The following is a 17465-nucleotide window of genomic DNA, read 5'->3' on the forward strand; positions in this document are numbered from 1 at the left end:
GGGCGGGGCGGATCACGATCGCGGGGGGCGTGGGCGACGGCCAGGGCGGTGGTGCCGGCGTCAAGGATCAGTGCGCCACCCGGCCGCACCAGCTCGGCGCCCACCGAGGCAACCTCACGCTTGCCGTCCGGGGTCACGGACCGCCGGGCGCGGTAGTCCGCCACGGGCGGAGGCACGGTCAGCGCCCCGCCGTGGACCCGCTGGCACAGCCCCTCACCCGCGAGGTCGCGCCGCGCGCGGTCCTCGGAGAGCCTCAGCCCGACAGCGACATCTTGGCGACGATCTGGCCCTCGCGGGTGGGTAAACCCAGCAGGTGGTCACGCTGTTCAGCAGCCAGCATCCGTACTCTCTCCTGTTCTTGCACGTTTCTGCATGTATCGTAGCGCGCCATGACCAACAAGCCCATGCTCATCCTCATCGTCGGTCCCTACCGCTCCGGCACTGGCGGCGACCCCCAGGCCATGGCCGCCAATCTCGCCCGCCTCGAGGCAACTGCCTGGCCGATCTTCGCCACGGGTCACCTCCCCGTGATCGGGGAGTGGATCGCCCTGCCCGTTCTGCACTCCGCTGGCGCGGGCCCCACCGACCCCCTCGCCGACCAGGTCCTGTACCCGACCGCCGAGCGACTGCTCGCCCACTGCGACGCGGTGCTGCGCCTGCCTGGCGACTCCACCGGGGCCGACAAGGACATCGCCATCGCCCGCCGCCGCGGCCTGCCCGTCTACCGAGACGTGACCCAGATCCCCCGCCGTACCCCGCAGGACCACGCATGAGTACGCATGAGCACGCGCCCAGGCATCGACGTCCCCGACCACGGCGGCCGAACCGGCCTGGCCCGCGCCGGACGCGGCCTGGCCCCGCAGCCCCCACGTCGTGGTCCCTGCCGCCGCTGATCGCGCTCGGCATCCGCGGCACACCTCCCCCGCGGCGAAGGGCGAGGCCCGGTGCGGCTCCATGATCCGCCGGGCGATCATGAAGCTCGGCGGGTACATCCTGAGGACTTCGTCAAGGGCCGGCCGGGTGCACTGCGAGGCGGCACCCAGGGTCACGGGACGGCCGCCGTCATGCTGCCCCAGCCCGCCAGGATCCTGGCCCGGAGCTGTGGCTCGAGTCTGGTCCCGGCCGGCCACCTGGCGAGAAGAACCGCCACCCGGCCCCGTCATGACGTGGGCCGGGTCCTCGCGACCGGTGAGCGTTCAGCCGAACTGCCCACCGCAAGGTGGGCACCGAACCGCGCCGAACTGGATAATCGACAAGATCAGGCGGGCTGACGTACGAACACCTCTACCGCGTGACCCTCGGCGAAGCGCGAGGCGTGACCTCCGCCCGGCGGCTCCTCACGTCCGGCGTGGCCTCACGTCCGGCGTGGCCTCACGTCCGGCGTGGCCTCACGTCCGGCGTGGCCTCACGTCCGGCGTGGCCTCACGTCCGGCGTGGCCGGCGGAAGGAGGTCAGTGCGTAGCAGGCGAGCAGGACGACGGTGAAGGCGAGACCGATGCCCGCCGCCTGTCGCATGTCCGGGACCTCGACGGCGGTGGCGGCGACGGCCAGCACCCCGATCCCGGCCACCCACGCGAGCTTGCTGCCCCCCGGGATGCTGAACCCCGTGAAGTCCGCGGGATGCGTGTCCCGGTGGCGGCGGAAGGCGACGTACGAGGCGAGGATCAGCAGCCATACGAGCAGTACCGCGAAGAGGGCGATGGACATCAGGATGCTGAAGATGCCACCGACGTCGTAGAAGGCGAGCAGTGCGGCGGCCGCGATGCCCAGGGTGGAGGCGGCCAGGGCCGTGGCCGGTACGCCGCGGGAGGTCAGACGGGCCAGTGGGGCCGGGGCGAGGCCGTCGTCGCCGAGGGAATGCAGGAGGCGGGAGGCGCCGTACAGGTGGGCATTGGCAGCGGAGACCGCCGCGATGAGGACGACGAGGTTGGTGAGGGTCGCCGCGGCGGGCACGCCGACGTCGGAGAAGACCCGCACGAACGGGCTCGCCTCGACGCTGCCGTCGCCCGCGGCCAGACGCCGCCACGGGATCAGCGCCACGACCAGGGTGATCGCCAGGACGTAGAAGACGCTGAGCCGCCAGGCGAGCTGGCGCATCGCGGTGCGGATGCTGCGCTGCGGGTCGATGGCCTCGGCCGACGCGATGGCGACGACCTCGAACCCCGCGTACGCGAACATCACCACGGACATGGCGATCCAGACGGACTTCGCACCGTGCGGCATGAACCCGCCGCTGTCGGTGAGGTGCGCGAGGCCGGTGGCCTCGGTGTCCGGGAGGCCGAAGACGACGAGGAGCGCCGCGCACAGGATGAACGCGCACAGCGCGGTCACCTTGATGGTGGAGAGCCAGAACTCGGTGGTGCCGAAGGACTTCACGTTGATGATGTTGACCGCGAGCACGACGACCGCGATCGCGAGGATGGCCGCCGACATCGGCACGCCGGGCCACCACCAGCGGATGTAGAGCGCGGAGGCGACGACTTCCGTACCGATGACGACGACCGCGCTGAACCAGTACATCCAGCGGGTGACGAAACCGGCCCACGGGCCGAGGTACTTGTGCGCGATGGCCCCGAACGAGCCCTGCACCGGATGCGCGGCGGACATCTCGCCGAGCAGGACCGCGATGATCGCGACCAGCACGGCTCCGATCGCGTACGAGAGGATCACCGCGGGCCCCGCGGCGGATATCGCCGACCCGGAACCGAGGAACAGGCCGGTGCCGAGCGCGGAGCCCAGGCCGATCATGGTGGTCTGGCGATGGGTGAGGGAGCGGACGAGGCCTCCCTCCTTGGCGGGTCCGTCAGTCGTCGGTCCGCCGGTCGTCGGTCCGTTCTCCGCAGGTCCGCCGGTCGCGGCGGGAGGGGAGACGGGAGCCTGGGCGGGTCTTTCCGGAGCGGCCATGGCAAGTGCCCTTCTGTTCGGTACGTGGGGGGAGGGGGAGGGGAGCGTGGTGATGGAGCGGCGGGGGCGACGGCTCGCGTCGCCGCCCCCGGGCGGCTCGGAGTTCTCCGACTCAGCGCTCCGACTCGGAGTGCTCCGATTCCGAGAGCTCTCGGGCTCAGAACTCGCTGTTGCGGAAGGGCTTGTCGGGCTGGTCCACGTCGGGCTTGCCCAGCACCTTCGTCGAGGACAGCGCGTAGATGCCGTGGTTGGTGAGCACCCAGGCGATGTTGCGGTCCCACTCCACGTACACGCCGTGGGTCTGGTTGCCGTACGCGTAGTCCGGGGTGTCGGTGCCGTACGCCTTCGGGACGAAATAGGCGTCGATCTTCGGCGCGGCCGGGTCGGAGACGTCGAAGAACTGCACGCCCGCGTTGTAGAAGCCGTAGCCGAGCACGCCCGGGGTGTGCTGGCCCGGGTTCGTGTAGGAGCCGGTGCGCTTGGGGCCGAAGCTGCCGCGGCGCTGGCAGAAGTCCGTGAAGCCGGCGGACCGGGGCGGGGTCGGACGGGGCAGTGCGCCGACGACGCGGGGGTTCTTCGGGTCCTTGGCGTCGATCTGGTAGACGTCCTTGTACGGCTCGTAACAGTCCTCGGTGAGCGGGTATCCGGAGTAGTAGATGATCCCGGTCCTCTCGTACTGCGAGACGTCGATGTTGTCGCCCTCGGTGCCCGAGACGGTCATCGGCAGGTCGAGGTGGCTGACCGTCTTCATGTCGGCCGGGTTCGAGATGTCGAGGACGGTCAGGCCGTAGCCGCCCATGGCCGCGAAGGCGTAACGCCCGCCCTGTTCAACGGGCTTGGGAATGAACAGCGGCATGCGCGCGCCCATCCAGCTGGTGCGGTTGCCGCAGCGCGGGTTCTTGCTGTACGCCGCGTCCTCACCGGTGCGCTGCCCCGGCAGGTGCCAGGTGTCGAGGAGCTTCGGGTGGGCGGGGTCGGCCATGTCCCACGACTGGTACCCGGCCGAGTGCAGGTTGGTGGGGTACTCGGTGCGGGAGTACGTGTCGTCGGGCGCCGTCGCGATGAACATGTACCGGTCGCCGGTCCAGTACGGCGTGTCGAGGGAGCCGGAACCCTGCTGCGCCGTGTTGGGGTCGCTGGTGAGGGGGTCCTTCTGGGTGGCGTCGGTGGACACCGTCGCGAGGAGCTTCCAGTCCTTCTTGCGGGGACCGTCCAGACGGAAGACCTTGAAGCCCTTGAGCCCGGGCTTCTCGCGCAGCTTCTTCACGCCCTCCGGGTTGCTGTACTTGTCCTTCGCCGGGTCGTCGGTGAGTTCCTGGATCTGGCGCTTGTCCTCGAAGCTCTGCACCATGACGTAGGCGCCCAGCTTCTTGTTCCACTGGATGGTGGAGGCACCCCAGTAATCGTTCGCCGCCCAGGCGCCGTTGGCCTTCGTCTCGTCGCCGCCCACGTCGCCCCGGCTCATCCTCTCGACGACCTTCACCTTCTTCACGTCGGTGATGTCGTAGACGCGCCCCTCCGAGCGGTCGTACTGGAACATGTAGCGGCGACCGCCGAAGTCGACGATGTTCTGCCAGGTGTGGAAGTAGTCGGGGGTGAAGTCCGCGCCCTCGTAGGCGGCTTCGACCTTCATGTTCTTGATGTACGAGTGGGTGTCGTACTCCTCGTTGCGGCCCGGGAAGGAGTGTTCGTGCTCCTCGTCGACCGGGGTGAGGGCGGGGTGGCGGAAGGTGCCGTTCAGTTGCATGCCGTACGCGCCGGGGTCGGCCGGTTCGGGGCGGCGGTCGGCGCAGACCTCGGGGATGTCCGGGTCGGTGGCGGCCGCGGCGCTGGTGGCACCGGAGGTGCCCGGCACGAGGAGCGTCACGACGGTGGCGACGGCGACTGCCGTGGCCAGGGTCGCTCTGGTGCGCAGGGATCGCATGGGAATGTCCTTGGGGTCTCGGCGGCGGAGAGTGGACGTGCGAAGCGGTGCCGGTCAGGGGAGACCGGCCCCGGTGTGGGGCCCGGTCGGCCGGTCGCGCGGCGGCCACGGGCGTGCGGTGACCTCGGGGATCGCGCGAACCGGGCGGCCGTGCGGTCCGGTCAGGTGACCGTCGGGCGCTGCTGGAACTGGGGGGCCCGGTGGGCGCCCGTGGACACGATGTCCCGCAACTCCCGTACGCCGTGCAGCACGTCCGCGTGCGTGAGGTATAGGGCGTTGAAGCCGAAGCGCAGCAGGTCCGGGGCTCGCATGTCGCCGATGACGCCGCGCGCGGTGAGCGCGGCGACCAGCGGGTACGCCTCCGGGTGGCTCAGCGCGACCTGGCTGCCACGACGCTCGGGTTCGCGCGGGGTGGCCATGGTGAAGCCCAGACCGTCGAGGAGGGAGTCGGCGCACTCCTGGAAGAACGCGGTCAGGGAAAGGCTCTTGGCCCGTACGTCCTCCATGTCCACGCCGTCGTACGCCGTCAGCGCGGCCTCCAGGGCGACCAGCGACAGGAGCGGCGGGGTACCGATGCGGGCCCGGGTGATGCCGGGCGCGGGGGCGTACGTACCGGACATGGCGAAGGGCTCCGCGTGCCCGTGCCAACCGGTGACGGGGTGATCGAAGTCCTCCTGGTGGCGGCGGGCGACGTAGGCGAACGCCGGGGCTCCGGGGCCGCCGGAGAGGTACTTGTAGCCGCAGCCGATCGCGAAGTCCGCCTCCATGGAGTCGAGCCCGATGGGCATCGCGCCCGCGGCGTGGCACAGGTCCCAGTGCATCAGGGCTCCCGCGGCGTGCGCGGCGGCGGTGAGTTCGGCCATGCCGTACAGCTCGCCGGTGCGGTAGTCCACCGGGGCGTAGGCGGCTACGGCGACGTCGGCCCCCGCGGCGGCCAGTACCGCGGCGGCCTCCCGGGCCGGTACCCGGCGGACCTCGAGGCCCAGCAGCCGGGCCACCGAGTCGGCGATGTACTGGTCGGTGGGGAAGTGGTCGGGGTCGGTCAGGAGCAGCCGACGGCCGGGGCGCAGCCGGGCGGCCGCGAGCAGTGTGTTGAAGAGCTGGACGCTGGTGGAGTCCCCGACGACCACCTGGCCGGGGGCCGCGCCGATCAGCAGGCCGAGGGCGTCGCCCGTTCGTCCCGGGGCCTCCCACCAGCCGTTGGTGTTCCAGGAGCGGATCAGGTCGGTGCCCCACTGGCGGTGCAGCGCGTCCTCGACCGCAGGGGGAACGGCCGCGGGAAGGGCGCCGAGGGAGTTGCCGTCGAGGTAGACGACTCCCTCGGGGAGGAGGAAGCGGTCTCGGACGTGCGCGAGCGGGTCGGCGGAGTCCAGTGCGGCGGCGCGGTCGATGAGCGTCGCGGTCAGGTTCTCTGTCTGTGTGTCGGTCGGCACGAGGTCACTCCGTCGTTGCGTGAGAGGCGGCGGGGATGGGGTCGGCGGCCACGGAGGCGCCGGGGAGGGGATCGGAGGCGGCGGGGATGTCGCCGCCGCGGTTCCGGACGAGGTCGAGGGCGATGTCCGTGAGCAGGTCCTCCTGCCCGCCGACGAGTCGTCGGCGTCCGGCCTCGACCAGCAGGTCCCGGGTGTCGAGACCGTGCCGCAGGGCGGTGGCCTCGGCGTGCCGCAGGAAGCTGGAGTACACCCCGGCGTAGCCCAGTGTCAGCGTCTCCCGGTCCACCCGTACGGGCCGGTCCTGCGTCGGCCGTACGAGCTCCTCCGCCGCGTCCATCAGCGGGAACAGGTCGCAGCCGTGCTCCCAGCCCATCAGGTCGAACACCGCCACCGTCGGTTCCAGCGGCGCGTTTCCGGCTCCGGCGCCCTGTCCGGCGAGCGAGGCGTCCACGCGGTAGGCGCCCGCCTCCACCGCGGTGATGCTGTTGGCCACGCCCAGGCCGAGGTTGTGGTGGGCGTGGATGCCGATCTCGGTGGCGGGGTCGAGGACGTCGCGGTAGGCGCGGACCCGGTCCCGTACGCCGTCCATGGTGAGCCGCCCGCCGGAGTCGGTGACGTACACGCAGTGCGCGCCGTACGACTCCATGAGGCGCGCCTGGTCGGCCAGTTCGGCCGGCGGGGCCATGTGGGACATCATCAGGAAGCCCGCCACGTCCATGCCCAGCTCCCGGGCCAGATCGATGTGCTGGGCGGCGATGTCCGCCTCGGTGCAGTGCGTGGCGACGCGTACGGACGTGACTCCGAGCGCGTGGGCGCGGCGCAGGTCCCGGGCCGTGCCCACGCCGGGCAGCAGCAGGGTGGTGAGCCGGGCCCGGTCGAGTACTTCGGCCGCCGCCTCCAGCCACTCCCAGTCGGTGTGTGCGCCGGGGCCGTAGGTGACGGAGGAGCCGGAGAGGCCGTCGCCGTGGGCGATCTCGACGGCGTCGACGCCCGCGGCCTCCAGGGCGGCCGCGATGGCCCGCACCTGGTCGAGGGTGTAGCCGTGCGACACGGCGTGCATGCCGTCGCGAAGGGTGACGTCCTGGACGTAGACGGAGGTCATCGGGCCGGGCTCCGTTCGGCCAGGCGCTCGGCGGTGCGCAGCGCGGCGGAGGTCATGATGTCGAGGTTTCCGGCGTAGGCGGGGAGGTAGTGGGCGGCGCCCTCCACCTCCAGGTACACGGAGACGAGCAGTCGGCCGGCCCCGGTGAGCCGCGCCAGCGGGTCGTCGGCGGTCGTCCTGCGGAACTGCGGTTCCTGTTTGAGCCGGTAGCCGGGGACGTACGCGGCGACGGACGCGGCCATCGCGTGCACGGAGGCGGCCACCCGCTCGGTGTCGCAGTCGTCGACGACGCAGTGCACGGTGTCGCGCATCAGCAGCGCCGGTTCCGCAGGGTTGAGGACGATGATGGCCTTGCCCCGGGCAGCGCCCCCCACCTGCTCCAGCGCGCGGGCGGTGGTCTCGGTGAACTCGTCGATGTTCGCCCGGGTGCCCGGACCGGCCGACCGCGAGGCGATCGAGGCGACGATCTCCGCGTAGTGCACGGGTGTCACCGCCGAGACGGCGGCGACGACCGGGACGGTGGCCTGGCCGCCGCAGGTGACCATGTTGATGTTGGGGGCGTCGAGGTGCTCGTCGAGGTTGACGGGAGGGACGACGTACGGGCCGATGGCCGCCGGGGTGAGGTCGATGATCCGCTTGCCGTACGGCGCGAGCGCGGCCGCGTTGCGGTGGTGGGCGGCCGCCGAGGTGGCGTCGAAGACGAGGTCGATGTCGTCGAAGTCGTCCAGCGCCAGCAGTCCGGCCACTCCCTGCGCGCTGGTCCGCACCCCGAGCCGACGGGCCCGTGCGAGCCCCTCCGACTCCGGGTCGATGCCGATCATCGCGGCGGCGGCGACGCTCCCCGAGCCGCGGACCATCTTGATGAGGAGATCGGTGCCGATGTTGCCCGATCCGATCACGGCTGCCCTCATCGGACGGCCTCCTTCAGCAGCGGGGCCAGACCGAAGAAGCGGACGGCGTTGCCGCCGAGGACGGCCGCCGTCTCCTCGGCGGTGAGCGCGCTCTCCCGGACCAGGCGGCCTATCTCCTCCTCGCCGAGCGGGAAGGGATGGTCGGAGCCGAGCAGCACCCGCTCCACGCCCATCACGTCCACCAGCAGGCGCAGCGCGCCGGGGTCGAAGACCGCGGAGTCGACGGCGAACCGGTCGGTGTAGTGCGAGGGCGGGTGCGGGCTGTCGGCGCGGACGAGGTCGCGGCGGTGCCAGGCGTTGTCGGCCCGGCCCAGGAGGTACGGGAAGCTGCCGCCGCCGTGCGCGAACAGCAGCCGCAGCGACGCCGGGAGACGTTCGAAGGCGCCGGAGAGGATCAACGACAGGATGGTGAGGTGGGTCTCGGCGGCCATGCCCGCCAGCCAGGCCAGCATGTACCGGGAGAAGCGGGGGCCGCTCGGCAGGTCCCACGGGTGCACCAGGACGGCGGCGTTGGTCTCCGCGCAGTGCGTGAGGAACTCCAGCAGCGCGCCGTGGTCGAGGTCGCGGTCGCCGAGGTGGTTGCCGATGTGGACGCCGTGGAAACCCTGGCCCATCGCTTCGGTGAGCGTGGCGCAGGCCGCCTCGGTGTCCTGGAGCGGAACCTGGCAGAGCGGGGCCAGCCGGTGCGGAGCGTACGAACTGTACTCCAGCAGACGCGAGTTGACCGTCCGGCACCAGTCGGTGGCGCGCCCGGGCTCCAGCCCGTAGCCGAAGAGCAGCGGGGTGCTGGAGAGGACCTGTACGTCCACGCCGAGTCGGTCCAGGTCGGCGACGCGTTCCGCCGGGTCCCACAGGGTGCGGCGCACCGGCCGGTACTCGGCGGCCCCGGCCATCATCATCCCGGCGTCCGGGCCGTCCGTGGTGCGCAGCCAGGGGCCGTCGTCGGAGCCGGTGAGCAGCCGGGACTCGGCGCGGCCGATCTCCGGGAAGACGTGGGCGTGGATGTCGACGACGGTCATGCGCCGTCCGCCCCGTCACGTCGGGTACGCGGACGGAGCTCCTGCGGCCAGTCCTTGCCCGGGTGCAGCGCGCCGCAGTTCCCGCAGGTGCGGGCGGCTTCGTCGCCGTAGAACGCGTCGAAGACCGGCGGCAGGTCCTCGACGATCGAGGTGAGCTGCATCTCGCTGCGGTGCACCAGGTGGTGGCACTGGGTGCAGTACCACTCGAAGGCGTCGCGCTGACCCTGCGGCCGGGCGAACTCGACGACCAGCCCGACGCTGTCCTCCTCCGGCCGCTGCGGGGAGTGCCGCACGTGCGGCGGGAGGAGGAAGACGTCGCCCTCACGGATGTCGATGTCGCGCGGCGGCCGTCCCTCCTCCTCCATGACGCGCAGCACCATGTCGCCCTTGAGCTGGTAGAAGAACTCCTCGATCGGGTCGTCGTGGAAGTCGGAGCGGCGGTTCGGGCCGCCCACGACCGTCACCATCAGATCGGCGTCCTGCCAGATCTGGACGTTGCCGACCGGCGGCCTGAGCAGGTGGCGGTGTTCCTCGATCCAGGACTGGAGGTTGAACGGTCTCATGGTCATCGGCGCGGTTCCTTGTCTCGGGGAATGTGGGCGACGGCGCTGATCTCGATCAGCAGGTGCGGGTGGGGGAGCTGGTGGACGGCGACGGTGGTGCGGGCCGGACCGCTTTCGTCGAAGTACTCGGCGTAGACCTCGTTGTAGCCGCCGAAGTCGTTCATGCCGACCAGGTAGGTGGTGACCGAGACCAGGTCCTCCAGGCTCCCGCCGACCGCGGCCAGCAGGCGCCCGAGGTTGTCGAGGACGGCCCGGGTCTGGGCGCGGATGTCGAGGTCCGTCACCCCCATCGCGTCGGCGTTCGCGCCGACGAAGGTGCCGTCGGGGCGGCGCGAGCTGGTACCGGACACGAAGACCAGGTCACCCGCGCGCCTGAGGTGGGGGAAGCGGCCGCGGGGCGGTGCGGCGCCGGGCACGATCACGCGTCCCCCTCGGTGGTGAACCGGACGGAGCCGAGGCCCGCGACGGTGGCCCGCACGTGGGTTCCGGGCGGTAGCGGTACGGCGGCCGTCGCCGCGCCCGCGAGGACCACCGTGCCGGGTTCCAGCGAACCGGCGAGCCGGGCCGCGGCGGCGAGGGCGCGCAGCGGGTGCCCGAGGACCGCCGCGGTGGAACCGGCCTCGGCGAGACGGCCGTCGAGCTCCAGCAGGACACCGAGGTTGCCCAGGTCGCCCGGAGCGCACCAGGGCCCCACGGCGTAGCCCGCGGCCGAGGTGTTGTCGGCGATCACCTCGGGCAGGGAGAACCGGAAGCCGTCGTAGCGGGAGTCGATGACCTCCAGCGCCGGGGCCACCGCCGCGACCGCCGCCATGGGGTCGGCGCGGGGGCGCAGGGTGTCGCCGAGGAGGAAGGCCACCTCGGGCTCGACCCGGGGGTGGATCAGCCCGGAGGCGTCGAAACGCCCCCCGTCGGCAATCTCCATCCGGTCCGTCAGCCGGCCGTGGATCAGGTCGGACACCCCCATCTGCCGCATCTTGGCCAGGCTCGTGAAGCCCAGCTTGAAGCCGGTGAGTCGCTCGCCGCGGGCCAGCCGCCGTGCGACCAGCGCGTCCTGGACGGCGTACGCCTCGCCGGTGTCCTTCAGGCCGCTTCCGCCGCCCGGCAGCGAGCGGGCGTCGCGTGCCGCGGTGTCGAGCGCTTCGGCCAGTGTGGTGATGTTCATCGGGTCTTCCCTTCCCGTCCGGTGCGCCCGAAGGCCGCGCGCACCGAACCGAGGCCGTCGATACGGGCTTCGAACACGTCGCCGGGCTCGACGGCCGCCATGGGGCCGAGCGCGCCGGTGAGCACGGTGTCCCCGGCCCGCAGCGGGTGGCCGAGCCGTACGAGCGTGTCGGCCAGCCAGACGGCGGCGTGCAGCGGATTTCCCAGACAGGCGGCGCCCGCGCCGGTGGACACGGGCTCACCGCGGTGTTCCAGCACCATCCCGACGGTCCGCAGGTCGAGCTCCCGCAGCGGTACGGGACGGGTCCCCAGGACGTACGCGCCGCTGGAGGCGTTGTCGGCGATGGTGTCGACGGCCGAGATGTCCCAGTCGCGGATCCGGCTGCCCACCACCTCGATGGCGGGCAGCGCGAAGGCGGTCGCCCGGATCACGTCGGCCACGGTGTGCCGCTCGTGCGTGAGGTCGTGCTCGAGGACCAGGGCGACCTCGGCCTCGGCCCTGGGCTGGAGCACCACACCCCAAGGGATCTCGGCGCCGTCCGGCACGGCGGTGTCGTCCGTCAAGGGACCACAGTCCGGTGTGTCGACGCCGAGCTGGGCCTGTACGGCCGCCGAGGTCAGACCGATCTTCCAGCCGGTGACGCGACGCCCCTCGGCGAGGCGCCGGGCGTGGAGTACGGCTTGGACGGCGTAGGCGGCCGCCAGGTCCCCGGCGGGCAGCAGGTCGCGGACGGGATCGCACGGAACGCCTGTCCGGCGCGCCGTGTCGAGGCGTTCGGCGGCCCTCGCCACGGCTGCGTCCACGGCTGCGTCCACCGCTTCGCCCACCGTGTTCACAGCTTCACGCACACATTCATGGGCTCGGAGAAGAAGTCGAGGGAGTGGTCGCCGCCCTCACGGCCGATCCCGGAGGCCTTCACGCCTCCGAAGGGAGTCCGCAGGTCGCGCAGGTTCCAGGTGTTGACCCAGGCGGTCCCGACCTCGAGGGCGGGAGCGACGCGGTGCGCCCGGCTCACGTCACCCGTCCACACCGTGGCAGCCAGCCCGTACGGGCCGGCGTTGGCGAGTGCCAGCGTCTCCTCCTCGGTGTCGAACGGCGCCAGGTGCACGACGGGCCCGAAGATCTCCTCCCGTAGCGCCGGATGGTCATCCGGCAGCCCCGCCAGCACGGTCGGCTCCACCCAGAAGCCGCCGTCCCGGTCGTCGGAGAAGCGCGGCGCCCCGCCGCCGGCCAGCACGTCGCCGTCGGCCGCGGCCTTGCCCAGGTAGCCCAGCACCTTGTCGCGGTGCGCCGCCGAGATCATCGGGCCGTACCCGCTCAGCGCCCCCGCACCGGCCGCCAGCGCCTCGGCGAACGCGTCGAAGACCGGCCGCTCCACGTACACCCGCTCGGTGCACAGGCACACCTGCCCGCTGTGCGTGAAGGACGAGCGCAGGGTGCCCGCCACGGCCTGCTCCAGATCCGCATCGGCGAAGACCAGACCGGCGTTCTTGCCGCCCAGCTCGAACGAGACGGGAGCCAGCCGCGCCGCGGCGACCCGCATGATCGCCGAGCCGGTGCGCGACTCTCCGGTGAAGGCGATCGCGTCCACCCCCGGGTGTTCGGTGAGCCACTGCCCGGCCGCGTCCGCACCGCCGCCGTGGACGAGGTTGAAGACCCCCGCCGGTACGTCCGCCTCGGCCATCACCTCCGCCAGCAGACAGGCCGTGCCCGGGGTCAGCTCGGACGGTTTGGCGACCACCGTGTTGCCCGTGGCCAGGGCGGGGGCCACCTTCCAGGTGAGCAGGAGCAACGGCAGGTTCCACGGGGAGATGACCGCGACCACGCCGAGCGGCTTGTGCACGGTGTAGTTCAGCGCGCCACGGCCGTCCGGGGTGGGCGTGTGCCAGGACCGCTCGCCGCGCCCGGCCAAGAGGTCGGCGTACGACCGGAAGTTGGCCGTGGCGCGCGGGATGTCGACCGTCGAGGCCAGCTCGCGGGGCTTTCCCGTGTCGGCGCACTCGGCGGTGACGAACTCCTCGAAGCGCCGCTCGATGCCGTCCGCGATCCGGTGCAGCAGCCGTGAACGGTCCGCCGGGCTCCACGATGCCCAGGGGCCGCGCAGTGCCTCCCGTGCGGCGCCTACCGCGCGGTCGACCAACTCCCGTGGGGCCGACGGCGCTTCGCCGACCACGGTCCCCCGGGCCGGGTCGATGAGCGGGAACGGGACGCCCGACGCGTCGAACCAGCCCCCTACGTAATGCCGCACAGCTGAGCGCACCTTGCAGACCTCCGTCACCAGGCCGGGGATTCGGAACCGTTCCCCGGCGTGTGCCGGTATCATGCGCCCACCGAGCTATGCCGAACCAATGCCAAAAGGCCTGCCCCTCATACCGAGTTGGGTATACCGAGATCCGGGCCGCCCGAACGATTCCGGAAGGCCCCCCCGCGATGGACCTCCTGGACGGACGACTCAAGTTCCGGCACCTCACGCTGCTCGTCGCGATCGTCGACCACGGCAGCGTGGTGCGGGCGGCCGAGACCCTCCACCTGACCCAGCCCGCCGCCACGCGTACCCTTCGCGAGCTGGAGGGCATCGCCGACCTGCCGCTCTTCGTCCGTATGCCGCGCGGGATGCGGACGACGCTCTACGGAGAGGCACTCGCGGGGCACGCCCGGGCCGTGATCGCCGAGATGAGGCGGGCCGGGGAACACCTGTCCGGGCTGCGGCAGGGCCTGGAGGGCACGGTGACGGTGGGCGCGCTCCTCGCCGGGACCAACGTGCTGCTGCCCCGGGCCATCGCCCAGCTCAAGCGGGAACGGCCCCGGGTCACGGTCGTCGTACGGGAGGGCACACCGGACGTCCTCCATCCGGCGCTGCTGGGAGGCGAACTGGACGTCATCGTCGGCCGGTTGGGGCCGACCCCCAAGGAGGGGGACGGGCTGCGCCAGCGGCGGCTGTACCGGGAACGCATCCGGCTCGCCGTCCGCTCCGGCCACCCCCTCCTGGCGGCCTCCGACGTCACGCTCACGGACACCCTCGGCTTCCCGTGGATCCTCCCCGTCGAACAGACCGCTCTGCGCCAGGAGCTCGGCGCCCTCTTCGTGGACCGGGGCCTCGCCCTGCCCGCGGACCGGGTCGAGTGCACGTCCATCCTCACCATGCGGGCACTCCTCCTGCAGACGGACATGGTGGCGCTGCTGCCCGAACTGGTTCTGCGCGCCGACGAGCACCTCGCCGCCCTGCCGGTCGAACTGCCCTCGGTGAGCCGCACGGTTGGCACCACCGAAGCGGCCCACCGCACGCGCACCCCCGCCCTGCAGGCCCTGCTCCACCACCTCGACCACGAGGCGGCCCTGCTGCGCGAGACGCTCTGCGGGCCGCAGTCGGCGGTCTAGTGCCGCTAGTGCCGCGGGAGGTTGTGGACGGGTGACGCAGGTCTCGGCCGAGGTTCTTGGCATGGCCTCGGACGGGTATCTGACGGAGGACCGGTTCTGACAAGAGCCCACGATTTTCTGACCTACGCGAATCGCGCGTAGGAAGTGAGCCCACTCGAGTGTTTGCAGGAAATACTGGCGCCTCCTTCGGTGGAGGAGGTGAGATCAACTGGGAAGAGAGGGCGACCGCATGCGGTATCCGGTTCCCATCTGACTATGTAGAGTTCTTGCACCGTTTCAGCAGTGGTGAGATCGAAGGAATGTTGGAGATCTCCGCCCGAATGGCCAATCCAGGATGGCCAAGCCCTGCTCGCATGGGTGACTCCGGCAGACGGCTGTGAGTACTGAGCAGATTCGGCAAGCTCTACACCCGGATGGATCCGCACGCGGTGGGGGAGCTGTAGAGCGCACGGACAGCCGGATAGGGGAGGGGCAGAGCATGGGGACGGGAACGGTGCTGCTGGTGGTCTTAGCGGTCCTGGCCGCAGGGGGTGTGACGGGAGCGCTGGTGCGTGCCGGGCGCCGCGAGGCCGAGGCGGAGAAGATCCGACTCGCTGAACAGGCGCGCATCCAAGCCGCGCGGTCGATGGAGGCGGTCTGGTCGCTGGGACCAATGGAGTTCGAGGCCTATGTCGCGGACCTGTGCCGCAGGGACGGCTGCACCGAGGTCCGCCGGGTAGGCGCCGCCAACGATCTGGGCGCCGACGTGATCGGCCGGCTGCCGGACGGTCGGAAGGTCGTGGTGCAGTGCAAGCGGTACGCGAAGCACCGCACGGTCGGCAGTCCGGACCTTCAGAAGTTCAACGGGACTGTCCGCGCCGAACACGGAGCGGACGTGCCGCTCTTCGTCGCCTCGTGCAAGTTCACCAAGCAGGCCCGCGCCTTCGCCGCCCGCCACGGCCTGGTGCTCTTCGACGTCGACTTGCTCGGCTTCTGGAACAGCGGCACGACTCTGACGGCGCTCCTGGATCTGGACATCGGCCGGTCCGGGACCAACCGCAAGCTGACCCCGGACAGCTGAACGCCCGCCGTCGACCTCACCGGTTCGCTCACCCGGCTAGGACTTGTCCGGGCGATCTCTCAGGCGACGGGTGCCCCACACCTCTGCATCTCGCTGTCGAAGGGCTCGCCGAGTGAGGTAGAAGGGCGGCATGGACACCGCAGAACTTCAGCAGACGCTCAACGAGACCGTCGAACACCTTGTGGTGCACCACGGATACACCACCTACATGCGCGACTACGAGGTCATCATCCATGTCTGGAACGGCCCCCAGAACCCGCCGATCTACCTGCGGTATCTCTTCCGGCACTGCGTCGAGGCCCGATGTGAGACGTCCCTCCCCACGGATACCTGGCGGGTTTCCTTGGACGACCGTGTTCTCGACCGCGAACCCGCTGACCCCGACCTCGGCGGGTACGTCCGGGGCGTGAAGTTTCATGAGATGTACGGAGCCGAGCTGCGTCCCGAGTCGGAGGCTACCCGCCGCTGGTCGAAGGCTGTCGGGATCGACTCCCATGCGGTTCACATCGAGACCAACGCGCACGACCTGACCTTGCTCTTCTCGGACCTTGAGGTAAGCGAGGTCCCGGTCGGATATGGGCCCTTCGTCGCGCACTGAGAACCAGGGTTCCTGTGATCTCGTGGCTGACGTGGCTCCGGATCTTTCTGCCTGCCATGAGGCGGGGTGATCTGAGTGACGCGGAGTGGGAACGGTTGCGGCCGTTCCTGCCGGTCGGCAATGGGCGTTGCGACAGGTGGCGGAATCACAGGCAGGTGATCGACGGGATTCTGCACCGGGTGAGGACAGGAGTGCAGTGGCGTGACCTGCCCGAACGGTTCGGGCCGTGGAAGACCGTCTATGAACGCCACGGATTGTGGTCTGCCGACGGAACCTGGGAACGCCTGCTCCAGCAGGTCCCAGCTGGAGGTGAGGGCCTGGGCCGCTCGCGCGGCGGGTTCACCCGCAAGCTCCGCCCGAGCGCCGACGGCCGCTGCGGCCCGCTGTCCCTGATCGTCACACCAGGGGCTGGACGATGAAGGCCATCCGCTCGCCGTTGAGGACGAGGTGGACGCCGTCGCTGGAGATCGACTCCCGGCTGACGCCGAAACCGAGCGCCCGGCTGAGGACAACGCGATGACGGACGGGCAAGCGGCCCAGCCGCGCCGGAAACGGGATCCGCAGCGCCGCGTCGAGGAGATCATGACTGCCACGGAACGGCTCATCGCTCGGCACGGCATCGAGGGACTCACCCACCGCGCCGTGGCCGAGGAGACGGACGTCCCCCTCGGGGCCACCACCTACCACTTCGCCACCCGCGAAGACCTCGTCAGAGCCGCCCTGGAACGCTCCGTCGACCGCTTCGGCGCCTACCTCGACCAATGGGTCGCCCAGCGCCCGAACCTCAGCCCCGAACAGCTCGCCGTCCTGCTCACCGACGCCCTCATGGGCAGCTTCACCGCAGACTGCCGCGGCCAGAACGTCATGGAGTTCGAGCTCTACCTCGCCCCACCACTCGAAGGGTGACCCGGAACGCTCGATGCGGCCGCTGAAGGTGATCGACGAAGCCGCCGACGATGGGCGGGCCAGGGCTACCCGCGCCCGTGACCACAATCCCGAATTCCAGTCCCGTCGGCCCCGCCGCGGAAGGATGATGAAGGGGCCGACAGAGCAGTGTCCACAGCCGGTCCCCTCATTGAGCTTCTTCGAGTTGGCCACCGATCGGGTGATTGCGACTGAGCGCTTCAGCGTCGAGTTGGCGGCTGCAGCGTCCGGTGTCAGCAGTTTGGTGAGCCGGGACAAGGGGCCACTCGAAACTTGCCAGCCTGAACGCCAACCCGGCGGCAAGGCCGGTGAGCGACGATCAAGCTGTTGTCAGCCGCTGGTTCTAAGGTCGGCCCTATGAGAAGCCGTATCTCTATCGATCATGAGAGCGATGTGATCGAAAACGGGGGCTGGGGCGGGTGAACCTGGCCGTGTCCGCGCATGAAGGCAGGGCCTCCTGAACATCTCCGGGTTGTCGAGACCAAGG

At 71.0% G+C, this 17465-nt stretch carries 17 protein-coding genes and 2 pseudogenes; 6 read left to right on the forward strand and 13 right to left on the reverse strand.

All coding sequences use genetic code 11. The features are described 5' to 3' along the window. Window positions 1-26 precede the first annotated feature (26 nt). Window positions 27-340, reverse strand: a pseudogene (locus QMF80_RS22500) (DeoR/GlpR family DNA-binding transcription regulator); the annotation flags it as partial. A 49-nt stretch (window positions 341-389) separates the two neighbouring features. Between QMF80_RS22500 and QMF80_RS22505 the strand changes: the two are divergent. Continuing rightward, window positions 390-773 carry a DUF4406 domain-containing protein gene (locus QMF80_RS22505; RefSeq protein ID WP_283456018.1) on the forward strand — a complete coding sequence of 128 codons (384 nt, stop codon included), beginning with the start codon at window positions 390-392 and terminating at the stop codon, window positions 771-773. Between the two features lie 649 nt (window positions 774-1422). Here QMF80_RS22505 and QMF80_RS22510 read toward each other — a convergent pair. The 11 genes from QMF80_RS22510 to QMF80_RS22560 form a co-directional block, all read right to left on the reverse strand. Continuing rightward, the gene (locus QMF80_RS22510) at window positions 1423-2904 is read right to left on the reverse strand and encodes an amino acid permease (protein WP_283456019.1); all 1482 of its coding nucleotides are present in this window, start codon (window positions 2902-2904) and stop codon (window positions 1423-1425) included. Between the two features lie 157 nt (window positions 2905-3061). Next, the gene (locus QMF80_RS22515) at window positions 3062-4828 is read right to left on the reverse strand and encodes an LVIVD repeat-containing protein (RefSeq protein ID WP_283456020.1); all 1767 of its coding nucleotides are present in this window, start codon (window positions 4826-4828) and stop codon (window positions 3062-3064) included. 161 nt (window positions 4829-4989) lie between these two features. Continuing rightward, window positions 4990-6261 (reverse strand): kynureninase, encoded by a 1272-nt coding sequence (kynU, locus tag QMF80_RS22520; RefSeq protein WP_283456021.1) that lies wholly within the window; start codon window positions 6259-6261, stop codon window positions 4990-4992. A gap of 4 nt (window positions 6262-6265) precedes the next feature. Continuing rightward, complete coding sequence (dmpG, locus tag QMF80_RS22525) at window positions 6266-7363, reverse strand: 4-hydroxy-2-oxovalerate aldolase (protein WP_283456022.1); 1098 nt, start codon at window positions 7361-7363, stop codon at window positions 6266-6268. Further along, window positions 7360-8274: an acetaldehyde dehydrogenase (acetylating) gene (locus QMF80_RS22530; RefSeq protein WP_283456023.1), complete on the reverse strand. Its 915-nt coding sequence runs from the start codon at window positions 8272-8274 to the stop codon at window positions 7360-7362. Before QMF80_RS22530 ends, dmpG begins: the two co-directional genes overlap by 4 nt. After that, window positions 8271-9293 carry an amidohydrolase family protein gene (locus QMF80_RS22535; protein ID WP_283456024.1) on the reverse strand — a complete coding sequence of 341 codons (1023 nt, stop codon included), beginning with the start codon at window positions 9291-9293 and terminating at the stop codon, window positions 8271-8273. Before QMF80_RS22535 ends, QMF80_RS22530 begins: the two co-directional genes overlap by 4 nt. After that, a complete protein-coding gene (locus QMF80_RS22540) occupies window positions 9290-9862 on the reverse strand; it encodes a 3-hydroxyanthranilate 3,4-dioxygenase (RefSeq protein WP_283456025.1) in 573 nt (190 codons plus the stop codon). Before QMF80_RS22540 ends, QMF80_RS22535 begins: the two co-directional genes overlap by 4 nt. Continuing rightward, on the reverse strand, window positions 9859-10278 hold the full coding sequence (locus tag QMF80_RS22545; RefSeq protein WP_283456026.1) for a RidA family protein: 420 nt from the start codon (window positions 10276-10278) through the stop codon (window positions 9859-9861). Before QMF80_RS22545 ends, QMF80_RS22540 begins: the two co-directional genes overlap by 4 nt. After that, window positions 10275-11018: a 2-keto-4-pentenoate hydratase gene (locus tag QMF80_RS22550; RefSeq protein ID WP_283456027.1), complete on the reverse strand. Its 744-nt coding sequence runs from the start codon at window positions 11016-11018 to the stop codon at window positions 10275-10277. Before QMF80_RS22550 ends, QMF80_RS22545 begins: the two co-directional genes overlap by 4 nt. After that, on the reverse strand, window positions 11015-11866 hold the full coding sequence (locus QMF80_RS22555) for a 2-keto-4-pentenoate hydratase (RefSeq protein ID WP_502962896.1): 852 nt from the start codon (window positions 11864-11866) through the stop codon (window positions 11015-11017). The genes QMF80_RS22550 and QMF80_RS22555 overlap by 4 nt, the downstream gene beginning before the upstream one ends. Then, entirely contained in the window at window positions 11851-13266 is a 1416-nt protein-coding gene (locus QMF80_RS22560) for a 2-hydroxymuconic semialdehyde dehydrogenase (RefSeq protein ID WP_283456028.1), read from the reverse strand. Before QMF80_RS22560 ends, QMF80_RS22555 begins: the two co-directional genes overlap by 16 nt. Window positions 13267-13448: 182 nt before the next feature. Between QMF80_RS22560 and QMF80_RS22565 the strand changes: the two genes are divergently transcribed. The 4 genes and pseudogenes from QMF80_RS22565 to QMF80_RS22580 all read left to right on the forward strand — a co-directional run. After that, window positions 13449-14396, forward strand: a complete 948-nt coding sequence (locus QMF80_RS22565) for a LysR substrate-binding domain-containing protein (protein WP_283456029.1) — start codon at window positions 13449-13451, stop codon at window positions 14394-14396. 478 nt (window positions 14397-14874) lie between these two features. Beyond that, window positions 14875-15456 carry a restriction endonuclease gene (locus QMF80_RS22570; protein WP_283456030.1) on the forward strand — a complete coding sequence of 194 codons (582 nt, stop codon included), beginning with the start codon at window positions 14875-14877 and terminating at the stop codon, window positions 15454-15456. A 130-nt stretch (window positions 15457-15586) separates the two neighbouring features. Further along, a complete protein-coding gene (locus QMF80_RS22575) occupies window positions 15587-16054 on the forward strand; it encodes a YxiG-like protein (RefSeq protein ID WP_283456031.1) in 468 nt (155 codons plus the stop codon). A 56-nt stretch (window positions 16055-16110) separates the two neighbouring features. Further along, window positions 16111-16461 (forward strand): annotated as a pseudogene (locus QMF80_RS22580) (transposase); the annotation flags it as partial. On the opposite strand, the gene QMF80_RS22585 reads toward QMF80_RS22580, so the two are convergent. Then, window positions 16451-16585, reverse strand: coding sequence for a hypothetical protein (locus tag QMF80_RS22585; protein WP_283456032.1), 135 nt, complete (start codon window positions 16583-16585; stop codon window positions 16451-16453). The pseudogene QMF80_RS22580 and the gene QMF80_RS22585 sit on opposite strands and share 11 nt — an antisense overlap. A gap of 51 nt (window positions 16586-16636) precedes the next feature. Between QMF80_RS22585 and QMF80_RS22590 the strand changes: the two genes are divergently transcribed. Beyond that, the gene (locus tag QMF80_RS22590) at window positions 16637-16960 is read left to right on the forward strand and encodes a TetR/AcrR family transcriptional regulator (protein ID WP_283456033.1); all 324 of its coding nucleotides are present in this window, start codon (window positions 16637-16639) and stop codon (window positions 16958-16960) included. The last annotated feature ends 505 nt before the right edge of the window (window positions 16961-17465 follow it).

The organism is Streptomyces sp. G-G2, from assembly GCF_030063135.1.
In the GTDB taxonomy this organism is placed as follows: Bacteria; Actinomycetota; Actinomycetes; order Streptomycetales; family Streptomycetaceae; genus Streptomyces.